Consider the following 21,761-nt stretch of genomic DNA (forward strand, 5'->3'; position numbering starts at 1 on the left):
CGGTGAGATGCCGGCCCCTCCCGGGCAGAGCCTCGGGAGAGGCCGGCACGTGTCATTCATCTGAGACCCGTCGGACGATCGAACGGGAATCAGGGAAACGACGGTCTCGACTAGATCGTCGAGCCCTGGTATTCGCAGGTAATGATGAGACACGTCGCGAAGCACGGGTAAAGTCCCACGACCGCGGGGTCTTCGGCGGGCAGCGTGTCCAGCGCCATGATGTCGATCTCCACAAGAATCACCTCCCTCCATGCTGAGGCTCTCTCCGTGCCGCGGAAGCGTGCACGGTGGTCCAAGGGAAAACCGGTGTTCACGCCCCCGGGGCGAACGCCTCGGGCAGCCATGGCCGCGGGCCACCGTGCCGCAGCCGGATGAGGAAGGCCAGGATCCCAGACAGGCCATTACCGAAGTACGCGAAGCTGTCGGTGCCGGACGCATCGGGAATCAGCTGGCGGCCGTCTCGGTGAAAACGCCGCAGACAGGCGGCCCGGACGAGCTCCCACGCCCATCGGCGACAGCGCGGGCTTCCGGTGGCGTCGGCCATGTCGATCAAGAACTCACCGCCGCCGGCCAGGCCACAGCACTGGCCGAGCATCGTGGACCATCGGGACCGGCGGATCGCGGTGGCGGCCTGATCGAGCAGCGGGCAGAGGCGTTCGTCACCGGTCTGGCGCCACATCTGGAGCAGGAAGGCTCCCACCCCGCTTGATCCGCTGCACCAACGCGTGTGCAGGGTTTCGTCGCCGGGCCCGGCACCCCAGTAGGCGGCGCCGTCCTTCAGCCGCGCGGCCGACACGAGCGTGTCGGCCGCCTCCCCCGCCAGGTCGACGTAGGAACCGTCGCCGAGTGCCCGTCCGGCGGCGAGCAGGAAGGCTCCGACCCCCGCCACCCCATGGGCGAAGCCGTAGTGGACGACACCGGCCAGGGAAGAGTTGAAATCCTGCGGGACCGGCCACAGGATCTGGCCGTCTCGACGTTCGGCCGCCGCCAGCAGAGCGTCGGCCGCCGTCCGCGTCCGGGCGAGGAACTCCTCGTTCCCGGTCCTCTCCCAGAATCGCAGCTGGGTGAGACCGGCCCCCGCGGTGCCGTGACAGACGTCGGGGTTGGGCCAGGAAAGGGGCACGCGCAGCGCGAGATCGGCCGCGACGTCGACCAGCCCCCGGTCGTCGAGCAGCCGGCCCGCTTCCAGCAGCGCCCATGCCGTGCCCGACCGGCCGAACTGCAGACCGGGCAGCAGGCGGGGCTCACACGGCACGGCACGGCGGATCCAGTTCGCCGCGACGGCGACGGCCTCTCCCAGCGCCGCGCTCGGCCGGACCTCGTAGGCACGGGTGAGCACCCCCAGCACCCCGGCGGCACCGTGCTGCACGTTGAGCGGATCGGTCGACCGGTCCATGGGCGTCGCCGGCCACAGTCGTGCCTCGTTCTCCGGCTCCATGGTCGCGATCAGATGATCGATCCCGTCGGCGATCAGCCCATCGACGGCCGCGTCACCGATCTGCTCGGGTTCGGCAGAGACACCACGCGAAACGGCAGGGGCTTCCTTCAGGAGGTCGCGTACGGCCGCCAGGCCGGGACGCCGCCCGGGATCCTCGTCCATGAGCCCGAGGATGACGGCCGCCAGGCGACGCACGACCGGATTGCCGACCGACATGTGCGCCAGCCAGGCCCGCAGGCGCTCGTGCGTCGTACGCGCCTGCGGCCGCTCGGGCGCGAGCAACGGATCGACCCCGCTGGCCAGGTAGAACAGCGTCGCACCCAGGCCGTACAGGTCGACCCTCTGGTCGGGGGCGGGGCCCCGACCAGACACCGCCAACTGCTCGGGAGCGCCGTAGCCGGGAGTGAACGCCCGCACCGTGGTCTCACCGGGGCGGGCGGCGAGCTCCACGTCGATCAGGCGCAGGTCGCCTTCGGGCGTGACCATCACATTGTCGGGAGTGAAGTCCTGAAAGACCAGCCCGCGCCCGTGCACCGCCTCCAGCAGGTCGATCAGCCGCGAGGCCAGCCGGGCCGTCTCGCCGGCCGGAGGCCCCCAGGCGGCGTCGTCGGCGAACCGCAGCCGCGTCCACACCGACTCCCGCAGGGTGACACCGGCGACCGCCTCCTGCACCAGGAACAGGTCCCCCTGCTGGTCGAACAGACCGACCAGGCGAGGCGTCACCGTCGACGTGCCCAGCCTCTCCAGCAAGGACGCCTCATGCCTGAGCGCGTCACGGGCGTCCCTCCCGGTCAGGTCGCCGTTCACATGGGCTCTGGCCTGCTTGACGATCACCTGCTCGCCGGTCACCTGATCCGTGGCCCGGTAGACACCGCCCCTGAAGGCGTGCCTGACCGCGACACTGACCGCGTACCGTCCGTCCAGCAGGACCGCCGCGGGTGCGGCGGCCTGGCCGGTGGCGCCGGCCGGCGCGGACCGGAAGGGATCGCGTGGCGCCCAGGCCGGCGGGGTGAACCATGCCTTGCGCTGGTCGAGAACCGGCTCGCCCCCGGGGTCTACCAGCATCGCCTCGTACGACCCGTCGTTGCCGAGCATCGGCAGCCCGTGGAACACGCCGAACCGGTAGTGCACCAGGCTGCCCTCACGGTAACGCCGATCCGACAGGATTCCCGGGCCCGGCAGCCCCGCCGTCGACTCGTGCAGCTCCTCGGCCAGCAGGCGCAGCCGCTCCTCGTCGCCCTGCGGGTACGCCGTGATGAACTTGCCGCCGCCACCTCGGTCGTAGCGCGCCGACGTCAGCTGCCGCACGACGCCGAGGGTGTGCGCGAACTTGAATTCGCATCCGTGCCGGACCAGCACGTCGGCGGCCCGGGCCAGTACGTGAGGAGCGGACAGGACCGTCGCCGACAGGTGCAGCTTCCATCCCTGCACGGCCCGCCGTCTCGGCTGCCGACCGGGGCGCACACTGCACCAGAAATCGCCCGGCTCCACCCGCCAGTCGACGGCCTCGTGGCGGCCGACAATGGCACGTACGCAATCCTCCAAAAGCGTGTCTTCGACTGCCATGCTCTGTGCACGTGGTGTGGTCATGCTTTTTCTTCCGTCGGTGACGAGACAACGATCCGACCGATTCGATCTCTCCTGCCACGGCTCGCTCTCGTCGGCGTCCCGCCGGCGGCCAGGGGCGCCGACGAGCTGAGCGGCAGCGTGGACGCGCATGACGGCTCCCTTCGAGGCTGGTCGTGATCAGGCCGCGCAGGCCGGAAAAGAAAGCCGCGGTGGCGTGACGAACTACTGGAGCACCAGTTGTAATCGGCCATTCACGGCCGGGTCTGCGGCATTTTGCACACTGAGCACTTTCCACCCCGAGCAGCCAGTGATTTCCACGGCCTCCAGGATGAGGATCGCCCGCACGATCGCGGCTCTGGTCGAAACACCGACGAAGCCGACGGGACGGGCGGCGGGCAGGTCGGGAACGACACCGGGCAGCACCGGTGAGGCCCGGACCGGACGGCGGGGACGGCGAGAACCTCGACGTTCAGGCCTCGCGATCGTCCTCGCGTCCCGCCGGGTGGATCACGACCTCGGTGAGGTGTCCGGCCCGTCCGCGTCATGACGGCGGGGCGAGGCCGCCCGGTCCCGCCCCGCGGACCGTCCGGCGTGCTCCAGGAAGGCGCGGACCTCCTCGGCCTCCGGAACGCCGAGCTCCCCGTAGAGGCCGAGGGCCAGCCGCCCGTGCTCACACGCCCGCTCCGCACGGCCGAGCGCGAGGTGGGCGCGCGCCAGCCCGGCATGGGCACGGGCCCGCTCCGGCCGGTTGCGCGCCAGGTCGGCGAGCGCGAGCGCGGCCTCGTGCTCCTCGGCCGCCCGGACCGGATCGTCCGCCGCCTCGGCCAGCCCGTTCAGCGCCACCGCCTCGTCGGTGACGTTGCCGAGCCTGCGGTAGAGGGCCGCGGCCTGCTCGTGGCGGGCACGCGCCTGAGCGAGCTCCCCCTGGTGCCGCAGGACGACACCGAGATGGTCGAGGGTCACCGCCTCCCCCGCCGGGTTGCCGACCTTACGATGGAGCGCCAGGGCCAGATCGAGATGACGCCGGGCCTCCTCCGGACGGCCGTCCCGATCCAGGACGAGGGCGAGGATGCCGAGCACCTGCGCCTCACCCCAGGTGTCGGCGCCGATCCGGGTCAGATCGAGTGCCTGCCCGAGGTACCGCCTCGCCTGCGCGTCCCGCCGCCGACGCAGAGCCACATTGCCCAGCGTGAGCAGTGCCCGGGCCCGTTCCGAGGCCTCCTCGCACACGTCGAGGGCCTGGTGGGCGTGTTCCTCCGCCCGCTCGTACTCACCGACCCGCCAGTAGGTCCACGCCAGGTCGGCAAGTGCACGCCCCTGGACCTCGCGGTCACCGAGCATACGGCTGCGCTGGAGCACCAGGGAGTGGAGCGTGAGCGCGTCGTCGTGGTGCGCCTGCCGGTCGAGGAAGGGACGCATCGCCAGGGCCAGGAGGCCCAGGCAGATCTCGGGCCCGTGAACCGCGGTCGCGATGATGTTGGAACGCTCGGCGTCGAGCCAGGCGCTCGCCTCCGCGGCGTCACGGACGGGCGCGATCGGGGCGACCGGCCGGGGAATGCCCTCCCGCTGGCCGACACTGTCGGGAAAGAGCCGGTCCATCGCCGCCCGGGAGCGGTGCAGGTAGTAGGCGAGCAGCCGCATGACGGCGCCGTCGTCCTCGGCGATCGAACGGGCGTGCTCACGCAGCAGGTCGTGAAAGGTGTACCGCCCCGGTTCGAGCTGCAGGAGCATGTGGGCGTCGAGGAGCCCCTCGAGGAGCTCCTCCGCCTCCTCCTCACAGACGCCCGCCAGCGCGGCGGCACCACCGGTGTCGATGTCGCGGCCGGGCACCAGCCCGAGCAGGCGGAACATGCGCCGCTCGGCCTCGCACAGATGCTCGTAGGACAGCGCGAAGGCCGCCGACACCCCGTCCAGGAGCCGGCGATGGTCCCGCAACCGGCCCGCCAGATAGGCCACGCTCCAGCGCGGCCGGTGCTGGAGGCGGGCGGCCGAGATCCGGATGGCGAGCGGAAGGTGCCCGCACAGCCGCAGCACCTCGCGTACGGCGTCGGGCTCGCGACGTGCCCGTTCACCCACGATCCGCTCGAACAGCCCGGCGGCGTCCTCCTCACCCGGCGGGTCCACCGAGAGCGCGTGCGCGCCGTCCAGGGCGACGAGCCGCCGCCTGCTGGTGATCAGCATCAGGGTGTCGGAGTGTCCCGGCAGCAGGGGACGTACGTGCCCGGCGTCGAGGGCGTTGTCGAGCACGACCAGCACACGGCGACCGGCCAGCTCGGCGCGCCAGAGGGCGCCCCGCTCGACCGGTGGGACCGGGATGCGGTCGGCGGGCACCCCCAGCTGGCGCAGCAGGGCCTCCAGCGCGGCGGCGGCGTCGATCGGCTCGCGCCCCGCGGTGTGGGCCCGCAGGTCGATGAAGAGCCGGCCGTCCGGGTAGCGGGAGGCCAGCCGGTGAGCCGCGTGGACGGCGAGCGTGGTCTTACCCACCCCCGCCATGCCGTCGATCGCGACGACCGCCGCCCCGCGGCCCTCGCCCATGAGCCGTTCCAGCTCGGCGGCCCGTCCGGAGAAATCGGGAATGTCGTACGGCAGGAAGGTGGAACGGCGCGGTGGATCCGGAACCACCGGTGCCGCGCCGACCGGACGCAACGCCGGATCGTCCACCAGGACCGCCCGTTCCAGCTCGATGAAGGCCCGCCCGGGGTCGAGACCCTGCTCGTCCGCGAGAACCGCACGGTAGGAACGCGCCGCCGCCAGGGCGTCGGCCTGCCGCCCCGCCCGGTGCAGGGCCAGGACGAGGTGACCGTTGAGCCTCTCACGAAGCGGGGCGGCCGCCACCTGGGCGGCGAGCCGGTCGAGCAGCTCCTCGTGCCGCCCCGCGGCGAGCTCCGCCTCCACCAGGCGCTCGTACGCCGACAGCCGCCGGTCCTTCCACAGCTCCCGGGCGCCACCGACGTAATACGCCTGCACGTCCTCCAGCGCCTCACCGCTCCACAGATCCAGGGCCGCCCGCAGCTCACCGGCGGCCACCAGCTCGGTGAACTCCCGCGCGTCCAGCTGCCCGGCCCCGGGCCGCGCGACGTAACCGCCCGCACGGGTCTCGAGAAGCTCCGCGGCCCCCGCGGCGCGCAGCACCTTGCGGATCGCGGTGATCGAGGCATGGATCTGCGACCGGGCGGTCTCGGGCCGGTCATGGCCCCACATCGCCTCGATCAGCCGCTCGATGCCGACCACCCGGCCCGCGTTCAGCAGAAGATAGGCCAGAACGGCCCGGTGACGGGGGGCGATGCCGGTCAGGGGCGCGCCGTCGACGATCACCTGGACCGGACCGAGAAGGGTGAGGCGCAGCATCGTTCCCCCATCACCGTCACATCGCGGGCGCATAGCGAATGTATCAATCCGGGCGGCCAATCTGATCTCACACGAACCGAGACGAAGGAAACACCATGGAAGCCCGGATGAAGAACCCCGCCACGATCATCCCCGCCGCGATACAGCCGATCCAGGCGCTGATCGGGGCCGCCCGGTCGCAAGGACTCCCCGAGGAGCTCATGGAGATGATCCACCTGCGGGTCAGCCAGATCAACGGGTGCGCCTTCTGCGTCGACGCCGGCCTGAAGAGCCTGCGCAAGCTCGGCGAGAGCGAGGAGCGCATCGGCCTGGTCGTCGCCTGGCGCGAAGCCCCGTACTACACCGACACCGAGCGGGCCGCGCTGGAGCTCGCCGAGGCCGCGACCCGGCTGGCCGACCGCGCCGACGCCGTCCCCGACGAGGTCTGGAACAACGCCGCCGACCACTTCGACGAGCGGCAGCTCGCCTCGATCCTGCTGATGACCGCCGTCACCAACCTCTTCAACCGCCTGAACGCCCCGATCCGGCAGATCGCCGGCACCTGGTGATCGTCGAACCCCACGCAAAGGAGACACCGGCATGTCCGCCGTCCGCTCACACCGCTACTCCGTCACCGACGCCGACCTGGAGGAGTTCCTGGCCCGCCGGAGCTCGCTGATCGCGACCGTACGGGAGGGGCACCCCGGCCTCACCCGCGCCGTGCTGATCCGGCTCGAGGACGGCACCTACACCGACACCTGGCACTGGGAGACCGCCGGGCAGATGGGTGCCGCGTTCGACGCCCTGCCCACCTTCCCGGAGGCGCCGCTGACCATGGCCCTCACCAGGGACGGCACCGCTCTGAACGGCCGGGTCGTCGACGAGCGCTGAGATCCGGAGCCTCCGGGCCGGCCGGGGACACGAGATCGCCGAGGCCGCCGATCGCCGAGATCTGCACGGTCCGGCGCCGTCGAGGGCTCCGGACGCACCCCCTCCGGGAGCGGGCGTCCGGAGCCCCGGAAACCCGGAGGGAGTGCACCACGAGCCCCCGCCACCGCCAAGGCCGGCCGACGCGCTGCTCACGGCGATCCAGGCGGAGTGCGCGACCGTACGATCGGCACCCTTGACCTCAAGTCAACTCAAGGTCCTACCGTCCATGCCATGAGCACAACGAACACCGCCGACCGGACGAACCAGACCGACATCGAAGCCATCAAGAAGGTGGTGGCCGTTGTCGAGCACTCCCAGAACAACGAACTCCCCGACGAGTTCGTCGCCCTGTTCCGGACTGACGCGATCTGGACGACCGGCGGCGGCAAGCGCCTCTTCGGCCGCGACGCGATCTCGACGTTCACCCACCGGGTGCTTCCCGGCGCCATGCAGGGCACGACGGTCACCTTCGAAGTGGAACACATACTGTTCATCCGCCCCGACGTCGCCGCCGTGAAGGTGCACCAGGTCTACCGGAACCCCGACGGGACACAGGAGGTGGGCACCCCCCTGTTCGTCATGGCGAAAGAGGACGGGCAGTGGCGCCTGACCGCCTGCCAGAACACCAGCGTGCTCGGCGACGACTGACCACACTCCACGACGACACGCCTCCGACGACCCCGGTTCACCACCGCTCGGCCTCTCGAAACTCAGGACGCCCCGTCGCTCAGAATCGGCGACTCGAAACTCAGGACGCCCCGTCGCTCAGAATCGGCGACGGTCACCAGGCCGAGGCAGAGGACCGGTGGAATGGAGGTACATCCGAAGCCGGACGCGGGAGCCTGCGTCGACCTGGTCGATGGTGAACTCATCGCACAGATACCCCATCAGCCACAGTCCGAGCCCGCGGGTCGCACCTGGCCCCGGGCACTCGCCAGGAGCGTGCTCGGCCCGCAGGCGTCCCGCGGCGTCGATGATGTCAACGGTCAGCACCTGGGCGTCGTACTGGATGATCACGGTACCCGTCGCGTCACCGTGTTCGAGCACGTTGATGACGGCCTCGTTGGCCGCCAGTACCAGGTCGACACGCCGTGTCCCGACCAGCCCGGCCCGGTCGGTGTGGTGGTACAGGTGTCGGCGTAAACCGCTCAGGTCATTGCTGATGGGCCAGCGGTAACGCTGCTGGGTGTGCACGCCTCGTTCCTCCCGATGAACGCCGTCTGTGACCTCACCGGAAGGCTGACCGACGCGCCTGTCAGAACCAGGTCATTGTGACGATGGACGACACAAGAATAGCCACCCGGCCTCGCCGCCGCCTGCCCGTATGAACCCTGGGTGGAGCATCTCGACCGGCTGCAGCCGCGCTTCGGCGAAGGACCGAAGATCGCGGACGGTCACAGCCACCCGTCCGGACGGCCCGGCCCCGGAGTGACCCTCGGCAACCGGATCTCCGCCCGTACCGTCGGCCGGGCTGTGATCCGGGAAGCATCGAGACGGCCTGCGCGAGCCCTGTTCTTTGTTGTCGGGTCTTCAGTCCTCTTATGTTTTTAATCTTGAAAAATTCGATTGCCTTTACAATGTAGATTCATACGGCAGGAGAGCGGCAGCGGATCGTGACCGTCCATCGCGCCGCCGCGTCGCCGTTGCGGCCCGTCGCGATGCGCGATCCGGTTCGGACCGTCGTATCTGCCGGCGTCCTTCCTCGCACACGCCACCAAGGCCGATGTCGGCCAGGATGCGCGGCCGGACATAGCCGGAGTCGACCGATCCGCACCGAAAGTATCGTAATTTTGACGAAAACTATAGGTGAGGAATGATGTGAATTACGACGCCATTCCATGATCACATCGACAGAGTCGCCACCCTCTGCCCGGCGAACGTCGACCCCTTCGACACGAAACTTTCATTCCGCGTACCGAAAGCGGTCACGAACCTTCCCTGGTCGGCACGCACGGGGGCGCACCCCGCGGGCCCGGCGTCCGGGGCCGCGGAGCACGTCACTTGACACCCACGGTCAGGCCATATTTGCTCCCTTGCATCACACCCCTGCAGCGACAAGCGGCACATCAATGAGCGCTGTTCGATGTTAACGCTCACACATTTCTGTTTCGCAGTTCCGGGAATTCGATGCCACTGATGGAGAGGAAGGCAGAACATGTCTTTGTCGTCGGTCCGGTCCTCACGACCAGAGGGAATCGCAAATGCTGAAGCATAGGTCCGTCCTCGGGGTCGTGGCGCTCGCGGCGGCCTTCGTCCTGCTGACAGGACACGCGGCGATGAGCAGCGGAAGCGGCACGGGAACCTCGGCGTCCACCACCGTCGCGCTCGCGGGAACCGCAGGATGTGGGAAGAACCCGACGCTGAGCAGCGGGACACACACCATTCAGTCCAGCGGAAAGAATCGCAGCTTCATCCTGCGAATTCCCGCGAACTACAACAACAACACCCCCTATCGCCTGATCTTCGGCATCCACTGGCTGAACGGCACCATGAACGACGTCGACTCCGGCGGAAGCAGCGGGGCCTCATGGTCCTACTACGGACAGCGGCAGCTGGCGAACAACACCGCGATCTTCATCGCGCCGCAGGGTCTCAACAACGGCTGGGCCAACTCCAACGGCGAGGACGTCGTCCTCTTCGACGACATCATGCGGCGGGTGGAGGCGGATCTCTGCGTCGATTCCTCGCTACGTTTCGCCATGGGGTTCAGCTACGGCGGCGGCATGAGCTTCTCCCTCGCGTGCAGCCGCGCCACGGTCTTCCGTGCGGTCGCGGTGTTCGCCGGCGCGCAGCTCAGCGGATGCAGCGGCGGCACCCAGCCCATCGCCTACATGGGGCTGCACGGCATCACCGACAGCGTCCTCAACATCTCGCAGGGACGGACACTGCGGGACAGGTTCGTCCGCAACAACGGCTGTACCGCACAGAACCCGCCCGAACCGGCCTCGGGCAGCCGGACGCACATCGTCACCGCCTACTCGGGGTGCCGCGCCGGGTACCCCGTCGTCTGGGCCGCGTACGACAACGGCCACACGCCCGCCCCGGTGGACGGGACCTACACCGAGAACGGCGCCCAGACCTGGGCCAAGGGAGAGGTGTGGAAGTTCATCTCCCAGTTCCAGAGCACCTCCACGCCCACCCCGACCGTCACCCCGACCCCCACGACCAGCTTCCGCCTGCGCAACGAGGGCGCCGGGCGCTGTGTCGACTCCCCCAACGGCGCCGGCGCCAACGGCACCCAGTTGCAGATCTACGACTGCCACACCAACGCCAACCAGCTCTTCACCCACGACTCCGGCAGGCTCCGGCTACTCGGCAAATGCCTGGACTCCCCCACGAACGCCGGCTCCGGCACCCGCGTGCAACTGTGGGACTGCCACACCAACGGCAACCAGCAGTGGACCTTCAACTCCAACGGCACCGTGACCAGCGGCGCGAACGACCTCTGCCTCAACGTCACCGGCACCGGCAACACCTCCACGGTGACCGTCGCCACGTGCAACGGCCAGGCCACCCAGCGATGGACCAGGGCATGACCACCTGCTAGCCGACGGTGGGTCAGGTCCAGGTGACTTCGCCTGGACCTGACCCACCGACGCCGCGCCGGCCACTTCGCGTCCTTCGTCGGCATCGCCGATGCCCCTGCCTGCCACCACCGGCTCACCGGACGAGTCACGCTCTCAGTGGACCGCGCCGGCCGTGCTGGCACGAGCGACGAGCCGCGGGGTGAGGCTCATCGAGTTCAGGTGCGCGTGCTCACCGTTGATGAGCTGGGTGAGGAGGCCCATGGCCGCGCGCCCGGATTCCTCGAACGGCTGCCACACGGTCGTGAGCCCGAGCGCGGCGGCGAGCTCGCTGCCGTCGTAGCCGGCGAGCGCCATCGGCCGCTCGGCGATCGTCGAGAGAGGGCCGTGCAGGGCGGCGGCGAGCCGGTCGTGGTTGGCGACGACCGCCGTGATCCTCTCGTCCTCCATCGCCGAGCTCAGTTCCGGCCACGGGGCGGTGGGGTCGTTCACGGGAACGTCCACGCAGGTGAGATGGTCGGCGAGCCCCTGCGCCCGGAGCATCCCGGCGGAGAGGTAGTCGGTGGAGCGCTGAGTCTCGTGCACGAACGCGACCTTGCGGTGTCCCCGGCCGGCGAGGTGCTCGCCGATCAGGGCTCCGCCTCGACGGTCGTCGATGAGGACGCTCGGGACGCCGGGGTGATGCCGCGCACCGTCCGGCACGTCGACGAGCACGACCGGCGGCCCCGGCAGTGATTCCGTCCTCGTCGCCTGCCCGGACAGCGGGGCGCCCATCACGATGATGCCGTCGATGTTCGCTTTCACCGGGAGGGCGTCGAGCACCGGCGCGTCCTCCGCCGCGGTCGACGGGAGGTCGTGGACGATGACCTCGATTCCGGCCGTCACGCTCGCGGCGAGGATGCCCGTGAGCCGCGTGTAGTACGAGGGGTAGGCCGAGAACGGGGCCGCGACCGCGACCCTTCTGCCGGCCGACGCGGGGGTGGCCCCCCGGTACCCGAGCCGGACCGCGGTGTCGATGACCACGCGCCGGGTGGCCTCGTTCACCCGCTGCGGATGGTTGATCGCCAGCGACACGGTCGAGATGCTCACACCCGCCTCTTTCGCGACATCGTAGATCGTGGCCCGCTTCGGCATACCCGTCCTTCACCTTCTCGCTGTCGTGCACGTCCGCGATAAAAAACTTGTATCGAAGTTCTTCGATTGTACATAGTGAGATTCGGAAAGGTTATTGATCATGTGGAAGCGCTCCAGTGTGGACCCGTTCGTCGTCGCCGTCGATCGCCGGCTCGGTGCCGGCGCCGGACGCATGCCCACCGATCCCGTCGCCCGTCGCGAGCACGTGAAGGCGATGGACGCGGCCGCCGCGGACCTGCTCGGACTCGTTCCCGCCCCGGTCGCGACGGAGGACCACATCGTCGACGTGGCGGATCACCCGCGGGTGCGGCTGCGGGTGTTCTGGCCCGGCGAGCGACGCAGCGAACCCGTACGGGCCGCAGGCGTCCCCATCCTGGTGTACTTCTTCGGCGGGTCGTTCACGATGGGTGGTCTGGACTGGCGCGGGTGGGACGCGATGTTCCGGGCGCGCGCGGCCGACGCGGGGATCATCGTGGTCGCCGGTGAGTACTCGCTGGCCCCGGAGGTGCGGTATCCGGCCCAGCCCGAACAGTGCTGGAGCGTGTTCGAGTGGGCCGCCGGGCACGCCGCCGAACTGGGAGGGGACGCCTCCCGCATCGCCGTCGGAGGAGCCTCCGCGGGCGGCAACCTCGCCGCGGCCGTCACGCTGATGAACCGGGATCGCGGCGATCGTCCCGTCCGCATGCAGATCCTGGAGGCGCCCGTCCTGGATCTGACGTTCGGGCATCTCGACCCGTGGGCGACCTCCCCGGTGCTGCCGCGTCTCGTTCTCCGGCGCTCGGCGGAACCGATCGTGCGTGACTATCTCGGCCCCCGGCGGGCGATAAGGCGCGAGGCGTACGCGTCACCGCTGCTCGCGAGCACCCACGCGGGGCTTCCTCCCGCGCTGATCTTCACCGCGGAGAAGGACGTGCTGCGCGGCGACGGAGAGGCGTACGCGAGGGCGCTCGCGGCCGCGGGCGTGCCCACGACCTGCGTGCGGTACGTCGGGCAGACCCACGGCTCGGGCGGCTACCGGCACCACACCGCGGCGGCCGACCACCTGCACCGCGACATCATCGCAGGCCTCCGCACCCTGCACGAGCCCGCCACCGACTACCCCGCACCCGCCCGCCCCGCCGGGGACCACCGATGAACGCCGCCCAGGCACGCCTGCCGCCGGCCGTTCACGCCTGGGCGGCACGGATCGCGTCCCTCTCCGCGGAGCTCCCCGACCTGACCGGCACCGACCTCCCCCTGCGCCGGGCGGCCGAACGATCTCTCTCCGACGCCCTCGCACGTGAGTTCACCGCGGAAGCGCCCACGCGCGTGCACATCGCGACGGAGACCGTCGGCACCCCGATCGGCCCGCGACGGGTGCGCCGATACCGGCCGGACGCAACGGAGGGGACGATGCCGACCCAGCTGTTCCTGCACGGGGGCGGGTTCGTCTCCGGATCGATCGACGAGCTCGTCAACGACCGGCTCCTCGCCGCGCGCGCCGCCGACGCCGGCATCCAGGTGATCTCCCTCGACTACCGGCTGGCGCCGGAACATCCCTACCCCGCCGCGGTCGAGGACGCGATCGCGGTGCTCGACGCATTGCGTACGCACCCGGGCCGGTACGGGGTGGACGCGTCGCGGATCGGGATCGGTGGCGCGTCGGCCGGCGGTGGCATCGCCGCCAGCACCGTCCTGCATCTGCGCGAGCGCGGTGATCACGCGCTCGTCCACCAGGCCCTCGAGGTGCCGGCGCTCGCCCTGACCCCGTTCGGCGCGTCCGCCGTCGAGTACGCGCGCGGGTTCGGCCTCGACGGGTACGAACGACTCGCCGCGCTGTACCTGGGACCGGACGGGACGACCACACCGTTCGCGGCACCACTGGACGCCGCGGACCTGACCGGGCTCCCTCCCACGCTGATCCAGGTCGCCGAGCACGACCCGCTCCGCGACGCCGCTCTCGCGTACGGCGCCCGCCTGATCGCCGCCGGCGTGCCGACGATCACCGAGATCGGCCGCGGGCACGTGCACGGCTCCCCGGGCCTGACCGCGACCTTCGAACCCGCCCGCACCTGGCAGCACCGCGTCGCGGCGGCACTGCGCGACGTCTACCACGCCCCTGGAGCCCCTGGAGCCCCTGGAGCCCCTGGGGCCCCGGGCGCCGCGGCCCGCCCGGCCTGACACCTCCACCTGATCCGACAGCACGACCTCCCCCGGAGACGATGATGTTTTCTTCCACCCCCCTCACACCCGCCACCATGCCCGGCGACGATCGCAACCCGGCATCCGCCGCGACGGAGGAGATCCCCGGAGGCGAACAGCCGCGCGGGTTCCTGCCGTCGTACGTGCTGGCGTGGTTCGGCATCACCCTCGCGTTGGGAACGATCAGCGGCGCGTCCATCCCGAAAGCGCTGGCGTTTCTCGACGACGCGTCGAAGACGACGAACCTGTCGATCATCGCCGGGGTGGGCGGAGTGGTGATCATCGTCATCACCCCGCTGTTCGGAAGGCTCTCGGACCGGACGGTGTCCCGGTTCGGGATGCGCCGGCCGTGGCTGATCGGCGGTGCGGGCCTCGGCCTGGTGGGCGTCGCGATCCTCGCCACCACGCAGGGGCTCGGGTGGACAGTCGCCGGATGGGCGATCGTGCAGACCGGGTTCGGTGCGACGAACATGGCCGTCCACGCGCTCCTGGCCGAACAGATCCCCGCCCGCATCCGCGCCCGCATCGCCGCCGCCACCGGAGTGGCCACCGGGCTGGGGCTCATCGTGGGCGCCCAGGTGATGGCGATGCTGCCCAACGACGCACGGTGGGCGTGGTTCGTGATCCCCGGCGTCGCGGGTGCCGTGCTCAGCACCGCGCTGGTGTTCCGCTTCCACGACATCGTCCGTCACACCCCCGCGCCCCGGTTCCGCCTCGCGGACATCGTGTCGACGTACTGGCTGAACCCGCTGCGCTACCGCGACTTCTTCTGGGCGTTCACCTGCCGGTTCCTGGTCACCATGTCGATCACCGCCATCTCGACCTACCTGCTGTTCATCATCCTGGACCGCCTCGACATCCCTCTCGCGGAAGCGTCCGGTGTCCAGGCGCTCGCGCTGCTGACCTTCACGGCCGGCAACATCGTCACCGCCGTGGTGTTCGGGTGGATCTCCGATCGCACCGGCCGCCGCAAGACGATCGTCCTGACCGCCGGTCTGCTCAGCGCCGTCGGCCTCCTGGTCGCCATGATCGCCCCCGACGTCGGCGTCTTCCTCGCCGGGATCGGAATCGTCGGCGCCGCGCAGGGAGCGTACGTGTCGGTCGACGTCGCGCTCATGACCGAGGTCCTGCCCACCTTCGACGAGGCGGGCAAGGACCTCGGCATCGTCGCCCTGTCCTACCAGGTCCCGCAACTCCTCGTCCCGATCCTCGCCGTGCCGCTGCTGGCCGCGGGAGGCGGCGGCTACGACGTGTTCTTCGTCGCCGCGATCGTCTTCGCCGTCCTCGGCGGACTCGCCGTCCTCCCCATCCGCACCGTCCGCTGACCCCCGGACCGGAAGGAACCACGATGCCCACCGAACGCCGGTCGCACACGGCATCACCCCGTGGCTGACGCTGTACCACTGGGACCTTCCGCAGGCGGTCCAGGACACCCGCGGGTGGCCGCACCGCGACACCGCCCACCGGTTCACCGAGTACGCCCTGGCCGTGCACGACGCGCTCGGGGACCGGGTGCCCATCTGGACCACGCTGAACGAACCGCAGTGCTCCGCGTTCGTCGGGCACATCGCCGGACAGCACGCCCCCGGGCACACCTCCGTCACGGAGGGCCTCCTCGCCGCCCATCACCTCCTCCTCGCCCACGGCCAGGCGATCCGGGAGCTGCGCGCCCGCGACGGCGGTCTCACCCTCGGGATCACCCTCAACCTCGCCCCCGTCGACCCGGTCGACCCCGGCGACGACCGGGACCGGGACGCGGCACGCCGCCTCGACGGGCAGTTCAACCGCTGGTTCCTCGACCCCCTCTTCCGCGGCGCCTACCCCGCCGACATCCTGCGGGACCTCGCCTCGGCCGTGCCCGACGCGGCGAACGCCCTCACCGCCGCGATCCACGCCGGCGACCTGCGCACCGTCGCCACCCCCGTCGACGCGCTGGGCGTCAACTACTACCAGGGCGCCCACGTCAGCGCGGCACCCGCGGCGACACCACCGCCCAGCGGCGACGCCCCCACCGCCCGCGGCGGCCGGTCCTGCTGGCCTCTGCCCGGCGACCTGTACGGACACGACCGGCGCTTCGGACTCGTCCACGTCGACCACACCACCCAGCGACGCACCCTCAAGGACAGCGCGCACGCCTACCGGCAGATCATCCGCACCCGCTCGGTCCCCCGCACACCCCGAGAAACCCGCATGACCCGGCACCCCACCGTATCGGCCGCAGGGGTCGGAGGCCCGCGGCCTCACCGTCGCCCCTCCCGCAGACCTCCCGTGCCGGTGTGGGGTGCGGGTGAGGGGCCGGCGGCCCAGGAGGCGAGCAGGCGGAGCCCTTCCTCGGAGGGAGATCCGGGTTCGGCGGTGCCTGGGCCAGGTGCAGCAGGTGAGCACGTTCGGCGTCGTCCAGCCGGAGAGCGCGGCAGGGCCTCCAGGACGGACGGCGAGACGCCCGCGAGGTTACCGCGTTCGAGTTTGGCGTAGTACTCCACGCTCACGTCGGCCAGGGCCGCGACCTCGCTGCGGCGCAGCCCGGGCACCCGGCGACGTGATCCTGAGGGGAGCCCGGCCCGCTCGGGGTCGATCTTCGCGCGCCGCGAGGTCAGGAACTCGCGGACCTGTTCACGGTTGTCCACACCCCGACGGTACGTCCCTTCCGCGACCGCAGGGGTGTAGTGCCGGTACACCCCTTGACGGTGTCCGGCTCCGCGTGCCGGCGGGCGGTTGCCTGGAAGGCGTGGTACTTCTCCTGCCGCAGGTAAAGACAGTCGCGGCAGAGGCCCCGCACCCGGCCCGGGGTGGTGCATCGCCTGACGCTCCGGGCACATACCCGCCACAGAGCGCCGCCCGTACCCGTCCATCGAGGCGGCACGCCATGGAAGCAGAGGAAGCTCACTCATGCGCGGAACAGTGATCCACGCCGCCGGAGACATCCGCCTCGAGACCCTGGAGGACCCGAGGATCCTGCACCCCACCGATGCGATCATCCGCACGGCGGTGACCTGCGTCTGCGGCTCGGACCTGTGGCCCTACCGCGGTGTCGAACCGACCGAGGCGCCGCATCCGATGGGTCATGAGTACGTCGGTTTCGTGGAGGAGGTCGGATCCGGGGTGACCTCGGTGAAGCCGGGGCAGTTCGTCGTCGGGTCGTTCGCCACCTCGGACAACACCTGCGCGAACTGCCGCAACGGCTTCCAGTCGAACTGCGTGAACCGGGAGTTCATGAGCACCTGCCAGGCCGACCACGTCCGCATCCCCAACGCCCAGGGCACTCTGGTCGCCACCGACGGCGTACCGGACGCGAAGCTGTGGCCGGGGCTGCTGGCCGTCTCGGACGTGATGGGCACCGGGTGGTGGGCGGCCGACGCCGCCGAGGTCAGGCCCGGCTCCACCGCGGTGGTCGTCGGCGACGGCGCGGTCGGCCTGTGCGCGGTGATCGCCGCCAAGGAGCTGGGCGCGGAGCGGATCATCGTCATGTCCCGGCACGAACCCCGCCAGGCCCTGGCCCGCGAGTTCGGCACGACCGACATCGTCACCGAGCGCGGCCAGGAGGGAGTGGCACGGATCAAGGAACTGACCGGCGGGATCGGCGCCGACAGCGTGCTGGAGTGCGTCGGCACCGCCCAGTCCATGCAGCAGGCTCTGCACTCGGCACGGCCGGGCGGCAACGTCGGCTTCGTCGGCGTCCCCCACGACGTCGCCGTCGACGGCCAGGAGCTCTTCTTCTCCCACGTCGGCCTGCGCGGCGGCCCGGCTCCCGTGCGCCGCTATCTGCCCGATCTCATCGGCCGCGTCCTGACCGGCCGGATCGACCCGGGCAAGGTCTTCGACCTCACCCTTCCCCTGGACCAGGTCGCCGAGGGCTACGCCGCGATGGACGAGCGCCGCGCCGTCAAGACCCTCCTGCGTCCCTAGTCCGGTCGAGGTCATCCGGCCCGGCGACCGCGTCCTGTTCGAGGCGGAGGAGGAGCACTGGCACGGCGCCGCGCCGAACCGGCTGACGGTCCACCTGGCCATCAACGAAGGCGACGCCGGCCACGACGTCGTGCACCGGCTGACCCCCGTCACCGACGCCGAGTACGCCGCAGCCCCGCCCACCACCTGACCCCCGCCCCTGACCGGCCCTCCAGGATCCCCGGGTCCGCTCCGTCCGCCGGCCGGCGGGTCCACGTCCTCATGGCAGGTGCGGATTCGACATCGTCCGAGCTTGAGGGTCTGCCTGTTCGTGAATGTCGACCAGGTGGTCGCCGACGGGGACGTGCGCCGTCCCGGTCTCCGGGGGGCCGTGCCGGCGGGTCACCGCGCGCAGGCGGGCCAGGAGTTCCTCGATGTCGAACGGCTTGGTGACGTGGTCGTCGGCGCCGGCGTCCAGGGCCTCGATCTTGTCGGAGCTGCCCGCCCGCCGCGCGCACGCCACCTGGGTGACGGGTTCGGCACCGTCCACGACGCATCCGCCATCCCGATCCTGTGGACCGATCGCTCTCGGCCGCCGTCGCGGCGCCGCCCCGGGCCAGAGCCGTCGCGAGACAACGATCGAGGGTCGCATGGCCCGTCTTCACGGGCTTCGTGCGCCTTTCACGGCGCTTGCCAGCACAGGTACGGTTTTTTCGGGTTTCCGGATACGGGAGAATGCCCGATGTGATCGTAGACAAGGCCATCTACTGCGGCGGCGTGCGCGAGACCATCAGCGGTGACATCAGCGATGCGGTCACCACCGCCCGGGAGCGGGGGGAGTGCTTTTTGTGGATCGGCCTGCACGAGCCCACCCGGCAGGAGTTCGATCTGATCACCAGCGAGGTGAAGCTGCATCCGCTGGCCGTGGAGGACGCCATCCACGCCCACCAGCGAGCCAAGCTCGAACGCTATGACGACACCTTGTTCATCGTGCTCAAGCCGCTGGTGTACCTGGAGGAGACCTCCGACATCGAGGTCGGCGAGATCAACCTGTTCCTGGGCCGCGACTTCGTCATCAGCGTCCGTCACGGCCGCGCCAACCCCCTCAACGGGGTGCGCGACCGCATCGAGTCCGACCCCGAGCTGCTGGCCGCCGGCCCGGCCGGTGTGCTGTACGCGATCTGCGACGAGGTCGTCGACACCTACTCGCGCGTCTCCCACGAGGTCGAAGCCGACCTCATCGCGCTGGAGCACCGCGTCTTCAGCGGCGAGCAGGCCGACGTCACCGCCGACATCTACTCCCTCAAACGCGAGGTACTGGAATTCCGCACCGCCCAGGACCCGCTGATCCCGGTCCTGGAAGAGATCGTCAAAGGCCGGGTGGAACCGTGCACGGCCAACCGGGAGCAGTTCCGCGACGTCCTCGACCACCTGCTGCGCGTCGACGCCCAGGTCGACGAGCACAACGAGCTGCTCACCAGCGCCCTGAGCGCGCACCTGGCCCTGATGGGCCGTGAGCAGAACCTGGTGGCGATGCAGCAGAACGCCGACATGCGCAAGATCTCCTCATGGGCGGCCCTCATCGCCGTCCCCACCATGATCGCCGGCATCTACGGCATGAACTTCGACTACATGCCCGAACTGCACTGGCTGCTGGGCTACCCGCTCAGCCTGAGCGTCATGGTCGTCGCCGTCCTCATCGTCCACCGGCTGCTGCGCAGGAGCGGATGGCTGTGAAACCCCCCGGCCCCCGCCCCCGCAAGCTCTCCGTCGGCCATCTCCTGCTCGCCGCGATCATCGCCTGGATCGTCCTGCTGACCGTCATCATCCTGCTCGACCCGGCCGCCTCGGCCCCCGTCCACTGACCTCCGCCGACGACCTCCGGACCCCCCGGACCTCCGGCCGGCCACCCGGCAAGGACGGTCACGGCCTGCGGTGACGCGACAAGGCGCCCGGCTCGAAGTCGGTGGGTTCCGCCGGAGCCCCCGGAGAGGGGGCGCCGAACCGAAACGAAGATCGGCTCTCCGGCGTCGGCGTGTGGCCCGGGCACGAAGGACGCCTGCTCCCCCGCCCGATCCGCTAGACCGGCCCCATGTCATTGCGACGGCTGGATCTCGAACAGGCGGGACAGATGGCCTTCGGGATCCGCGATGAGATCGTCGAAGGAGCCCTGTTCGGCGACACGGCCGTCGTGGAGGACGACGATGTGGTCGGCGCGGCGGATGGTGGACAGACGATGGGCGATCACCAAGGTGGCGCGGTCGCGGGCGGCGGCCTGGAGGGTGTCGGCGAGGCGGGCCTCGTTCTCGGGGTCCAGGTTCGCGATGGCCTCGTCGAGGATGAGGACGGGGGCGTCGACGGCCAGGGCGCGGGCGATGGCGACACGGGCGCGTTGACCGCCGGAGAGCATGGCACCGCGTTCTCCGGCCGTCGTGTCCGGGTCGAGACTCAGCCGGGCCTGGGCCAGCGCGGGCACCGGATCGGCGGAGGGTGCGCCGAGGCGGACGTTGTCCCCGATCGTCCCGGCGAAGAGGTGGACGTCCTGGGGGACGACGGTGACGTGGGAGGGAAGGTCCGCGACCTGGTCGAGGGGGGTGCCGCCGAGGAGGATGCGTCCGCGGTCGGGGTCCCAGTAGCGCAGCAGCAGGGAGACACAGGTCGTCTTCCCGGCGCCGGACCGGCCGACGAGGGCGACGGTCCTGCCGTGCGGGATCGTGAAGGAGACGCCGCGCAACACCTCGGGCCCGTCGGAGGAGTACCGGAAGTGCACGTCCTCGAAGACCACGTCCGGGCCCGGCGCGGGTGCGGGACCGGCGGTGGGCGCGAGCACCTCGGCCGGAGCGGTGACCAGGCCGTGGACGCGGGCCGCCGCCGCGCGGAGCGTGCCGTACTCCTTGAGCAGCAGGGCCACCTGGGTGGCGGGGCCGAGCGCGCTGGCGGCCAGGACCATGGCGGCGGGCCCGTGCGCGAGCGGCAGATCGCCGGAGCGGACGAGCGCGGCGACGACCAGGAGCGTCCCGGCCGCGGCGACGGCGACGAGCATGTCGAGCAGGGCGGCTTCGAGGCCGCCGCGTCCGGCGTTGGCGGCCTGGACGCGGGCCAGGTGCCGGGTGCGTTCGGTGAGCGCCTCCCGGCGCCGCCCGAGGGCGCCGAACGCGGTGAGCTCCCGCATTCCCTGCACGGTGTCGATGACGTCGGCGGTCAGTTCCGCGGTGGCCTCGCGTAGTTCCTCGCCGTGCCGCCGCGACATCCGGCGCAGCCACAGCGGGAGGGTCAGGACGCACACGGTGACGGGCAGTGACACGAGCAGGAGCCGGGGGTCCAGGATCGCGGTGAGCACCGTGCCGAGGGTGAGGACGGTACCGGCGGTGAGGGACTGGGCGAGGGTGTGGGCGAAGAGCCACTCGAGGGTCTCGACGTCGGAGAGCACGGTCGTGGACAGGTCTCCGCTGCGCCTGCCGAGCCGGCGGGAAGGGATGGTGCGGGCGATGGCGTCGTAGACCTTGCCGCGGAGCCGGGCGAGCACGAGGTAGGCGAGGTCGTGTGCGACGTACATCTCCCACCAGGTCGCGAGGGTGGCGACCAGGACGAGCGCGGCGAGGGTCCCGGCGAACACGTTCAGGGGTGTCGGACGTCCCGCGACGGTGTGGCCGACGAGCCAGGCCGCGATGACGGCGATGCCGAGTGTGGCGAGCTGGCCGAACAGGTGCGAGGCGAGGGTCGCGGCGAACGCGCGGCGGTGCTCGCCGACCGTGCGGGCCAGCCACCACATC

19 protein-coding genes are annotated in these 21,761 nt (G+C 70.8%); 11 read left to right on the top strand and 8 right to left on the bottom strand.

Annotated features, from left to right (window positions below; all coding sequences use genetic code 11):
• Positions 1 to 110: 110 nt before the first annotated feature.
• From ACIBCT_RS22570 to ACIBCT_RS22585, 4 genes are all read right to left on the bottom strand, one after another.
• Positions 111 to 233, bottom strand: a complete 123-nt coding sequence (locus ACIBCT_RS22570; RefSeq protein ID WP_399191481.1) for an ALQxL family class IV lanthipeptide — start codon at positions 231 to 233, stop codon at positions 111 to 113.
• 77 nt (positions 234 to 310) lie between these two features.
• Positions 311 to 3,157 (bottom strand): class IV lanthionine synthetase LanL, encoded by a 2,847-nt coding sequence (gene lanL, locus ACIBCT_RS22575; protein WP_399191483.1) that lies wholly within the window; start codon positions 3,155 to 3,157, stop codon positions 311 to 313.
• Positions 3,158 to 3,229: 72 nt separating this feature from the next.
• On the bottom strand, positions 3,230 to 3,430 hold the full coding sequence (locus ACIBCT_RS22580) for a hypothetical protein (protein ID WP_399191485.1): 201 nt from the start codon (positions 3,428 to 3,430) through the stop codon (positions 3,230 to 3,232).
• Between the two features lie 84 nt (positions 3,431 to 3,514).
• Positions 3,515 to 6,355: a BTAD domain-containing putative transcriptional regulator gene (locus ACIBCT_RS22585; RefSeq protein ID WP_399191487.1), complete on the bottom strand. Its 2,841-nt coding sequence runs from the start codon at positions 6,353 to 6,355 to the stop codon at positions 3,515 to 3,517.
• Positions 6,356 to 6,450: 95 nt separating this feature from the next.
• Here ACIBCT_RS22585 and ACIBCT_RS22590 point away from each other — a divergent pair, with 95 nt between their 5' ends.
• From ACIBCT_RS22590 to ACIBCT_RS22600, 3 genes are all read left to right on the top strand, one after another.
• Complete coding sequence (locus ACIBCT_RS22590) at positions 6,451 to 6,903, top strand: carboxymuconolactone decarboxylase family protein (RefSeq protein ID WP_399191489.1); 453 nt, start codon at positions 6,451 to 6,453, stop codon at positions 6,901 to 6,903.
• A 31-nt stretch (positions 6,904 to 6,934) separates the two neighbouring features.
• Complete coding sequence (locus ACIBCT_RS22595; RefSeq protein ID WP_399191491.1) at positions 6,935 to 7,225, top strand: hypothetical protein; 291 nt, start codon at positions 6,935 to 6,937, stop codon at positions 7,223 to 7,225.
• Positions 7,226 to 7,495: 270 nt separating this feature from the next.
• A complete protein-coding gene (locus ACIBCT_RS22600) occupies positions 7,496 to 7,912 on the top strand; it encodes an SgcJ/EcaC family oxidoreductase (RefSeq protein ID WP_399191492.1) in 417 nt (138 codons plus the stop codon).
• A gap of 117 nt (positions 7,913 to 8,029) precedes the next feature.
• Here the strand turns inward: ACIBCT_RS22600 and ACIBCT_RS22605 are convergent, their stop codons facing one another.
• Complete coding sequence (locus tag ACIBCT_RS22605; protein ID WP_399191494.1) at positions 8,030 to 8,458, bottom strand: ATP-binding protein; 429 nt, start codon at positions 8,456 to 8,458, stop codon at positions 8,030 to 8,032.
• A gap of 1,007 nt (positions 8,459 to 9,465) precedes the next feature.
• Here ACIBCT_RS22605 and ACIBCT_RS22610 point away from each other — a divergent pair.
• Positions 9,466 to 10,800, top strand: coding sequence for a ricin-type beta-trefoil lectin domain protein (locus ACIBCT_RS22610; protein ID WP_399191496.1), 1,335 nt, complete (start codon positions 9,466 to 9,468; stop codon positions 10,798 to 10,800).
• A 144-nt stretch (positions 10,801 to 10,944) separates the two neighbouring features.
• On the opposite strand, the gene ACIBCT_RS22615 is transcribed toward ACIBCT_RS22610, so the two are convergent.
• Complete coding sequence (locus ACIBCT_RS22615) at positions 10,945 to 11,922, bottom strand: LacI family DNA-binding transcriptional regulator (RefSeq protein WP_399191498.1); 978 nt, start codon at positions 11,920 to 11,922, stop codon at positions 10,945 to 10,947.
• Positions 11,923 to 12,022: 100 nt separating this feature from the next.
• Here ACIBCT_RS22615 and ACIBCT_RS22620 point away from each other — a divergent pair, with 100 nt between their 5' ends.
• The 5 genes from ACIBCT_RS22620 to ACIBCT_RS22640 all read left to right on the top strand — a co-directional run bounded on the left by ACIBCT_RS22620 (position 12,023) and on the right by ACIBCT_RS22640 (position 18,009).
• Complete coding sequence (locus ACIBCT_RS22620; protein ID WP_399191500.1) at positions 12,023 to 13,057, top strand: alpha/beta hydrolase; 1,035 nt, start codon at positions 12,023 to 12,025, stop codon at positions 13,055 to 13,057.
• Positions 13,054 to 14,082, top strand: a complete 1,029-nt coding sequence (locus ACIBCT_RS22625) for an alpha/beta hydrolase (protein WP_399191501.1) — start codon at positions 13,054 to 13,056, stop codon at positions 14,080 to 14,082. The genes ACIBCT_RS22620 and ACIBCT_RS22625 overlap by 4 nt, the downstream gene beginning before the upstream one ends.
• Positions 14,083 to 14,159: 77 nt before the next feature.
• On the top strand, positions 14,160 to 15,428 hold the full coding sequence (locus tag ACIBCT_RS22630; protein ID WP_399191503.1) for an MFS transporter: 1,269 nt from the start codon (positions 14,160 to 14,162) through the stop codon (positions 15,426 to 15,428).
• Positions 15,429 to 15,480: 52 nt separating this feature from the next.
• Positions 15,481 to 16,578 carry a family 1 glycosylhydrolase gene (locus tag ACIBCT_RS22635; protein ID WP_399191835.1) on the top strand — a complete coding sequence of 366 codons (1,098 nt, stop codon included), beginning with the start codon at positions 15,481 to 15,483 and terminating at the stop codon, positions 16,576 to 16,578.
• A gap of 414 nt (positions 16,579 to 16,992) precedes the next feature.
• Positions 16,993 to 18,009: a zinc-dependent alcohol dehydrogenase family protein gene (locus tag ACIBCT_RS22640; RefSeq protein ID WP_399191505.1), complete on the top strand. Its 1,017-nt coding sequence runs from the start codon at positions 16,993 to 16,995 to the stop codon at positions 18,007 to 18,009.
• A gap of 259 nt (positions 18,010 to 18,268) precedes the next feature.
• Here the strand turns inward: ACIBCT_RS22640 and ACIBCT_RS22645 are convergent, their stop codons facing one another.
• On the bottom strand, positions 18,269 to 18,538 hold the full coding sequence (locus ACIBCT_RS22645; RefSeq protein WP_399191508.1) for a response regulator transcription factor: 270 nt from the start codon (positions 18,536 to 18,538) through the stop codon (positions 18,269 to 18,271).
• A 185-nt stretch (positions 18,539 to 18,723) separates the two neighbouring features.
• Here ACIBCT_RS22645 and ACIBCT_RS22650 point away from each other — a divergent pair, with 185 nt between their 5' ends.
• Together ACIBCT_RS22650 and ACIBCT_RS22655 are read left to right on the top strand one after the other, a co-directional pair.
• A complete protein-coding gene (locus tag ACIBCT_RS22650) occupies positions 18,724 to 19,725 on the top strand; it encodes a magnesium and cobalt transport protein CorA (protein ID WP_399191510.1) in 1,002 nt (333 codons plus the stop codon).
• Positions 19,716 to 19,853, top strand: coding sequence for a hypothetical protein (locus ACIBCT_RS22655; RefSeq protein WP_399191512.1), 138 nt, complete (start codon positions 19,716 to 19,718; stop codon positions 19,851 to 19,853). Before ACIBCT_RS22650 ends, ACIBCT_RS22655 begins: the two co-directional genes overlap by 10 nt.
• Positions 19,854 to 20,083: 230 nt before the next feature.
• Here the strand turns inward: ACIBCT_RS22655 and ACIBCT_RS22660 are convergent, their stop codons facing one another.
• A complete protein-coding gene (locus ACIBCT_RS22660) occupies positions 20,084 to 21,760 on the bottom strand; it encodes an ABC transporter ATP-binding protein (protein ID WP_399191837.1) in 1,677 nt (558 codons plus the stop codon).
• Position 21,761: the final 1 nt, after the last annotated feature.

Origin of the sequence: Streptosporangium sp. NPDC050855 (genome assembly GCF_044456585.1) — a bacterium.
Lineage (GTDB): Bacteria > Actinomycetota > Actinomycetes > Streptosporangiales > Streptosporangiaceae > Streptosporangium > Streptosporangium longisporum.